Source organism: Rhodopila sp., assembly GCF_035548235.1.
Classification (GTDB): Bacteria; Pseudomonadota; Alphaproteobacteria; order Acetobacterales; family Acetobacteraceae; genus Rhodopila.
This window is the reverse complement of sequence record NZ_DASZTJ010000255.1, coordinates 1-7,192: the sequence shown is the minus strand read 5'-3', so window position 1 is coordinate 7,192 and position 7,192 is coordinate 1. Positions and strand designations below refer to the sequence as shown.

Here is a 7,192-nt window from a genome sequence, read left to right as displayed (position 1 = left end):
GGTGCTGTATGACTCGCCGCACCAGACTTGGTGGAAACCCAGCCGCTCCGCTTCCAGGACGCGATCCATGTCCAGCTTCGGGTGCGCGCCGGACATGTCGACGGTAATACCAAGCTGCATCAGCGCACCTTTGCGATCACGTTGTCCCGGAAGCGACGCATATTGTCGATCGTCGCCGCAAGGTCGGCGCCGAACAGCCCGAAATCGAAGGCGGTGACCCCGACCTCGGCAAGCGCCTGGATGTCGCCGGCATAATCGACGGCCGAACCGGTAAAGAGCTTGCGCTCGCCATCGACGGTGCCTTTCGGCTGCGCCTCGGGGTTCGAGGAGACACGATAGGCGAGACCGACGGACGACGGGCTGCGGCCGGCCTTTTCGGTCATCCCCCGCAGCTTCGCCACACCCGCCTTGTAGCGCGTGAGCGTGTCCATCGGGAATTGCGGGTTGGTGCCGATCGGATACCAGGCGTCACCGTAGCGGGCGGTGCGCCGCAGGGCCGGGCCGCTTTCACCGCCGACCCAGATCGGAATCCGGCCGGGTGGCTTGGGCGGAAACAGCACATCCTGGAACTTGACATACTTTCCGTCGAATTTCGGATGATCGGCGGTCCACAACTCCCGGCATGCGGCCATGTATTCGTCGGTCACGGCGCCGCGTTCGGCGAAGGGTTCGGTGCCGATGGCGTTGAACTCCTCCTCGCACCAGCCGGCGCCGATGCCCAGGGTCAGCCGGCCTTTCGACAGATAATCGATCGTCGCCAGGATCTTCGCCGTCAGCACGGCCGGACGATGCGGCACCACCATCACCGAGGTCACGATCCCTAGTTTCGTCGTCGCAGCGGCAATGAAGGTGGCGGCCGTCAGTTGCTCCAGCCGCGGCGCGGCGGCGCCCGATGGGAATTCGCCGCTCTCGGAATATGGATAGCGCGACGCGATGGAAGTCGGGATGATCAGGTGATCGCTGACGGTGACGTAGTCGAAGCCCAGCGATTCGGCCTCGGTGGCGATCTTCAGCAGGCTGTCGGGATCGATCAGCGGGCCGCTGGTGGGGGCGCTGCATCCGATCTGCATGGCTTCCTCCTGTCGTCGTGCGGTTGTGTTCTGGGGCGCGATAGCACACGATGCTGTCCCAAAGGGCAACTGGCCCCATTCGGACGGACATGCCGCATGAGCGATCTGACCTGGCTGGAAACAACGCCGCTGGCTGACCTGATGGCGGAGGCCGCGGACAAGCGCGACGCCGCGTTCGGGCGCAATACCTCCTATTCGCGGAAGGTCTTCATCCCGCTGACCAAGCTGTGCCGGGATGTCTGCCATTACTGCACCTTCGCCGAGACGCCTCGTGCCGGCGTCCCCAACTACCTGTCGGCCGAAGAGGTCCTGGCGATCGCCCGCGCCGGCGAGGCGGCAGGCTGCACCGAGGCTTTGTTCACCCTCGGCGACAAGCCCGAACTGCGGTACCGCGCCGCCCGCGAATCCCTGGCAGCACTAGGGCATGAGACGACTATCGGATACCTGCGCGAGATGTGCGCGCTGGTCCTGAAGGAAACCAAGCTGCTGCCGCACGTGAATCCCGGCGTGATGACGCGGGAGGAGATCGCGGCGCTGCGCGAGGTCTCCGCCAGCCAGGGCATCATGCTCGAGTCGATCAGCGAGCGGCTGTGCCAGCCGGGCGGCGTGCATTACGGCTCCCCCGACAAGGCACCTAAGGTTCGGTTGGAAACGATCCGTCTTGCCGGCGAGCTGGCGGTGCCGTTCACCACCGGCATCCTGATCGGCATCGGCGAAACGCGGACCGAACGGCTGGAGGCGCTGGCGGCGATCCGGGACCTGCATCTGGAATACGGCCACATCCAGGAAGTGATCGTGCAGAACTTCCGCGCCAAGGCGGACACCAAGCTGCGCGACGCCGACGAGCCCGACCTCGACGACCTGCTCTGGACCATCGCGGCCGCTCGGCTGATCCTGCCGGCGGATGTGCATGTGCAGGCGCCGCCGAACCTGTCGCCGGGCGTGTATCCGACGCTGATCGGCGCCGGTATCGATGACTGGGGCGGCGTGTCGCCGGTCACGCCGGACCACGTCAACCCGGAAGCGCCCTGGCCGGAGTTGGAGGCGCTCGCCCAGCGCACCGCCGAATGCGACAAGATCCTGGTGCAGCGACTCCCGGTCTATCCGGCCTGGGCCGCAGACGCCGGCCGCTGGCTGCATCCGCCTGTCGCCACGCGCGTCATGCAGCTTGCCGACGCCGAGGGCTGGGCCCGCGACGACGACTGGGCGCCCGGCCTGGTGTGGCCGACGGAAGAAAAGCCCGTCCGCCTGACCAGGGTCGATCCGCAGATCGACCGCATCATCGACCGCGCCATCGCCGGCATCCGCCTGCAGGAAACAGAGATCATCCGCCTGTTCGCCGCCCGCGACGTCGATTACGAACGCGTCCTGCAAGCTGCCGACGCCCTGCGCAAGGAGGTCAGCGGCCAGACGGTTCGTTACGTCGTCAACCGCAACATCAACTACACCAACATCTGCTACTATCGCTGCAAGTTCTGCGCGTTCTCAAAAGGCAAGACGCACGAGGACCTGCGCGGCACGCCCTATGACCTGGACATGGAGGAGATCGTCCGCCGTTCCCGGGAAGCGTGGGATCGCGGGGCGACCGAAGTCTGCCTGCAGGGCGGCATCCACCCCGATTACACAGGCGAAACGTATATCAACATCTGCAAGGCGATCAAAGCCGCCATCCCCGGCATGCACATCCATGCTTTCTCCCCCCTGGAAGTCACCCAAGGCGCGGCGACGCTGGGCCTGTCCCTGACCGCGTTCCTGTCGCGGCTGAAAGACGCCGGTCTGGGGACCTTGCCTGGCACGGCCGCAGAAATCCTGGACGATGAAATCCGAGCGGTGATCTGCCCGGACAAGATCAATACGCAGCAATGGATCGATGTGGTGACAGCTGCGCACAAGCTGGGTTTGCGCACGACGTCCACCATCATGTACGGCCATGTTGAATCTCCCTTGAACTGGGCGCGTCACCTGCTGGTGCTGCGCGACGTGCAGGAGCAGACCGGCGGCATCACCGAATTCGTTCCGCTGCCGTTCGTTCACATGGAAGCGCCGATGTATCTGCGCGGCTTGGCGCGCAAGGGCCCGACACTGCGGGAGGCGGTGCTGATGCACGCCGTCGCCCGCCTGACGCTGCATCCGCTGATCACCAACATCCAGACCTCCTGGGTGAAGATGGGGCCCGAGGGGGCCGCGCTCTGCCTCAAGGCCGGCGCCAACGACATGGGCGGCACGCTGATGAACGAAAGCATCAGCCGCGCGGCCGGCACCCAGCACGGGCAGGAGTTCCCGCCCGAGGCGATGGAGACGTTGATCGGCGGAATCGGCCGCGCACCGACGCAGCGCGACACCGTCTATCGTCCGGTAGGCAACGAACGGCGGGAGGTGTCCTTCGGGGCGCCGGAACTTGCCCCGATCGTGCAGACCCCGCCGCGGAAAGTCGCGGCGGAATAGCGTCCGTCCTCGGTGCGGCGTCGCCACGCCGCGCATCGATCGGATCGGCGTCTGATCAGCGGAGGAACCCGCGGAACCGCCACAGCGCGAATCCGAACAGTGCCGCCGCGATCCCGAACAGCGTCAGGAACTGCGGCCATACGAGATCGAAGCCGGCGCCGCGGAACAGGATCGCTTGCGCCAGGATCACAAAATGGGTGTTCGGCGCCAGCAGCATCAGGTTCTGGACGATCTCCGGCATGCTTTCGCGCGGCGTCATGCCGCCCGACAGGACCTGCAACGGCAGCAGCACCAACATGATCAGCAGCCCGAACTGCGGCATGGACTCCGCGACCGTCGCGAGCGCGATGCCCATTGTGGCCGCCGCAGCGATGTCGAGCGCGGAGGCGGCCATGAACAGGGCGACCGATCCCTGCACCACCACGTGGAGCAGGCCCTGGACGATCAGCAGCAGGGACACGAAGGCGGCGACGAACACGACAAGGCCCATCGACCAGATCTTGCTCACCATGATCTCGACGGCGGTCACCGGCATCACCAGAAGATGCTCGATCGTGCCGTGCTCGCGCTCGCGGATCAGCGCCGCGCCGGTCAGGACCATCGCCAGCATGGTGATGCTGTTGATGACCGCCATCACCGAACCGAACCAGGAATGCGTAAGGTCGGGGTTGAAGCGTACCCTCAGTGCCAGGTCGACCGGCGGTGTCTCCGGCGTCTGGCTGCGGGCGAGGAAGGCACTGATTTCATTCGAGACGATCGTCTGCACGTAGCCGGCGCCGCTGAATGCCTGCGTCATCCGCGTCGCGTCCACGTTGAGTTGGATCGCCGGCGAACGCCCCGCCAGCACGTCGCGTTGGAAGTCGGGCGGGATGTCCAGTGCGAACGTATCGATCCCAGCATCCATCCGCCGATCCATCTCATCGCGGGTTATCAGCGCGGGCGTCGTGAAGTAAGGCGGGTAGAACGCGCTCACGATCCGTTCGGACAGCGGCGAGCGATCCTCATCGACGATCGAGATCGGCGCCTTGTTCAGCGTCTCCGGCTGCACGGTCGCCTGCGCGTACACGGCGGCAGTAAAGGCATAGACGATCAGCACGATCATGGCGGGGTCGCGCCAAAGGCCGCGCAGTTCCTTGATGCCCAACTGCCATACGTTGCCCAGCCGCATGTCAGCGCGCCTGCTTGCGCAGCAGCGCCGCCCCCGCACCGACCAAAACGGGCGTCGCGACCAGCAACGGTCCGTATTGCGGCGCGAGCGCGGCGAGGTCGAGCCCTTTCGAGAACGTGCCGCGCGCGATGACGACGAAATACGTCGTCGGGAAGATCCGCCCGATCACCGCGCCGGCGCCTTCCAGAGACGAGACCGGGTCGATGATGCCGCAGAATTGCAGCGCCGGGATCAAGGTGAGGATCAACGTTCCGAAAATGGCCGCGATCTGGCTGTTCATGAAGCTCGATATGAACAGCCCGAACGCGGTGGCGGCCATGACGTAGAGCAAGGCGCCCAGGGCAAGGGCCGGGAAGCTGCCTGTGAACGGGATCCGAAAGATGAGCAGCGCCACCGCGAACAGCAGCAGGAAATTGATCAGCGCCAGCCCGACCAGCGGCGTCTGCTTGCCAAGCAGGAATTCCAGCCGCGTCACCGGCGTGACATAAAGATTGACGATGGAGCCTAGCTCTTTCTCCCGCACCACGCTCAGCGCGGCGAGCATCGCGGGGATCAGCATCAACAGCATCGGCATGACGGCCGGCACCATCGCGACAATGCTTTCGATGCTGGGGTTGTAGCGATAGCGCGTCTCAATCCGGAACGGGACCGCCGCGCCGCGCCCGAGCCGACGCTCCAGTTGCGCGGCCAGCCAGTCGGCATGCATGCCCACCACGTAGCCCCGCACCGTCTCTGCCCGCTGCGGCATCGCCCCATCGATCCAGGCGCCGATCTCGACGCTGTGCCCACGATCCACGTCACGCGCGAAGTTGGGCGGAATCTCGAGCGCCAGGCTCAGTTCCCCGCTGCGCATCCGCTGGTCGAGGTCGTCGTAGCTCGTGATCGGCGCGTGCTCGACAAAATAGGGCGAACCGGCAATGTCGAGCACATAGCTCTGGCTCTTCACCGTCTGGTCGCGATCGAGCACGGCGAAGCTGAGATTGTCGACATCGAGGTTGATGCCGTAGCCGATCACCAGCATCAGGATCACGCTGCCGACCAGGGCCAGCGTCAGGCGGATCGGATCGCGTTGCAGTTCCAATGCCTCCAGCCGCGCATAGCTCATCATCCGCCGCAGCGAGAATGATCGGTCCGCTTCCGGAACCACGGCATCCGCGGCCTCGGCGACAGGAGGCGCCATCACGGGAGGCGTTCCGCCGGCCGCCGCCAGATGGGCGATGAACGCATCCTCCAGCGTCGTCGTCCCGCGTTCCGCGATGATGGCCGCGGGCGTATCGCTGACCAGCACCTTCCCCGCATGCATCAGCGAGATGCGGTCACAGCGCTCCGCCTCGTTCATGAAGTGCGTGGAGATGAAGATCGTCACGCCGTCACCCCGCGCCAGCTTCACCAGAAGCTGCCACAGCGCGTCGCGCGCGATCGGATCGACGCCCGAGGTCGGTTCGTCCAGGATCAGCATCTCCGGGCGATGGATCATCGCCACCGCAAGCGACAGCCGCTGACGGATGCCTAGCGGCAAGGCGTCAGGCAGGGCGTCCATCACGCCAGCCAGGTCGAAATCCCGCGCCACCTCCTGAATGCGCGCGGGAACGGTGTCGGGCGGCAGACGGAACAGCCGCGCATGCAGGTCGAGATTCTGCCGCACCGTCAACTCGCTGTAGAGCGAGAAGGCCTGCGACATGTAGCCGACCCGACGCCGCACTTCGAGATCGTCGGGTTCGACGGCGCGGCCGAACAGCGTTGCCGTCCCCTCGGTGGGGGCCAGCAGCCCGGTCAGCATCTTCATCGTCGTCGTCTTGCCGCAGCCGTTGGAGCCGAGGAAGCCGAAGATCTCGCCGCGCCCGATCCGGAAGCTCACGTGGTCGACGGCGGTAAAGGCGTCGAACCGCATGGTCAGTCCGTCGGCGACGATGGCCGGTTCCTCATCCCGCGACACGCCGCGCGGCGGAATGACCACTTCCCTGTGCCCGCGCCGCTTTTCTTCCGGCAGCAGCGCGATGAAGGCGCCATCGAGCGACGCAGCGCCGGTCCGCGCCAGCAGGTCCGCGGGTGCGCCGGTCGCGAGGAGACGTCCCGCATCCATTGCGACCAGCCAATCGAACCGGGCCGCCTCCTCCATATAGGCTGTCGCCACCATCACGCTCATGCCGGGACGGCCGGCGCGGATCGCGTCGATCAGGTCCCAGAACTGCCGGCGCGAGAGCGGATCGACGCCGGTGGTCGGTTCATCGAGGATCAACAGGTCCGGATCGTGGATCAGCGCGCAGCAGAGGCCGAGCTTCTGCTTCATGCCGCCGGAGAGTTGGCCGGCCGGCCGGTCGCGAAACGGGGCAAGGCCGGTGCTCTCCAGCAATCCGCCGATCCGGCGCTCCCGTTCGGATCGGTCCTGGCCGAACAGGCGGCCGAAGAAATCCGCGTTTTCGAATACCGAGAGCGTTGGATAGAGGTTTTTGCCCAGTCCCTGCGGCATGTAGGCGATGCGCGGGCAGGTGCGGCGGCGATGTTCGGC

4 protein-coding genes are annotated in these 7,192 nt (G+C 65.9%); 1 reads left to right on the top strand and 3 read right to left on the bottom strand.

The genetic code is table 11. From position 1 onward, the window contains the following. Window positions 1–119: 119 nt before the first annotated feature. Window positions 120–1,070 carry a TIGR03619 family F420-dependent LLM class oxidoreductase gene (locus tag VHB27_RS20655; protein WP_325604101.1) on the bottom strand — a complete coding sequence of 317 codons (951 nt, stop codon included), beginning with the start codon at window positions 1,068–1,070 and terminating at the stop codon, window positions 120–122. Between the two features lie 96 nt (window positions 1,071–1,166). Here VHB27_RS20655 and cofH point away from each other — a divergent pair, with 96 nt between their 5' ends. Next, complete coding sequence (gene cofH, locus VHB27_RS20650; RefSeq protein WP_325604099.1) at window positions 1,167–3,515, top strand: 5-amino-6-(D-ribitylamino)uracil--L-tyrosine 4-hydroxyphenyl transferase CofH; 2,349 nt, start codon at window positions 1,167–1,169, stop codon at window positions 3,513–3,515. 55 nt (window positions 3,516–3,570) lie between these two features. Here the strand turns inward: cofH and VHB27_RS20645 are convergent, their stop codons facing one another. Both VHB27_RS20645 and rbbA read right to left on the bottom strand, forming a co-directional pair. Then, the gene (locus tag VHB27_RS20645; protein ID WP_325604097.1) at window positions 3,571–4,683 is read right to left on the bottom strand and encodes an ABC transporter permease; all 1,113 of its coding nucleotides are present in this window, start codon (window positions 4,681–4,683) and stop codon (window positions 3,571–3,573) included. A gap of 1 nt (window position 4,684) precedes the next feature. Then, window positions 4,685–7,192 (bottom strand): ribosome-associated ATPase/putative transporter RbbA (gene rbbA, locus VHB27_RS20640; RefSeq protein WP_325604095.1); only part of this gene is annotated, 2,508 nt, incomplete at its 5' end.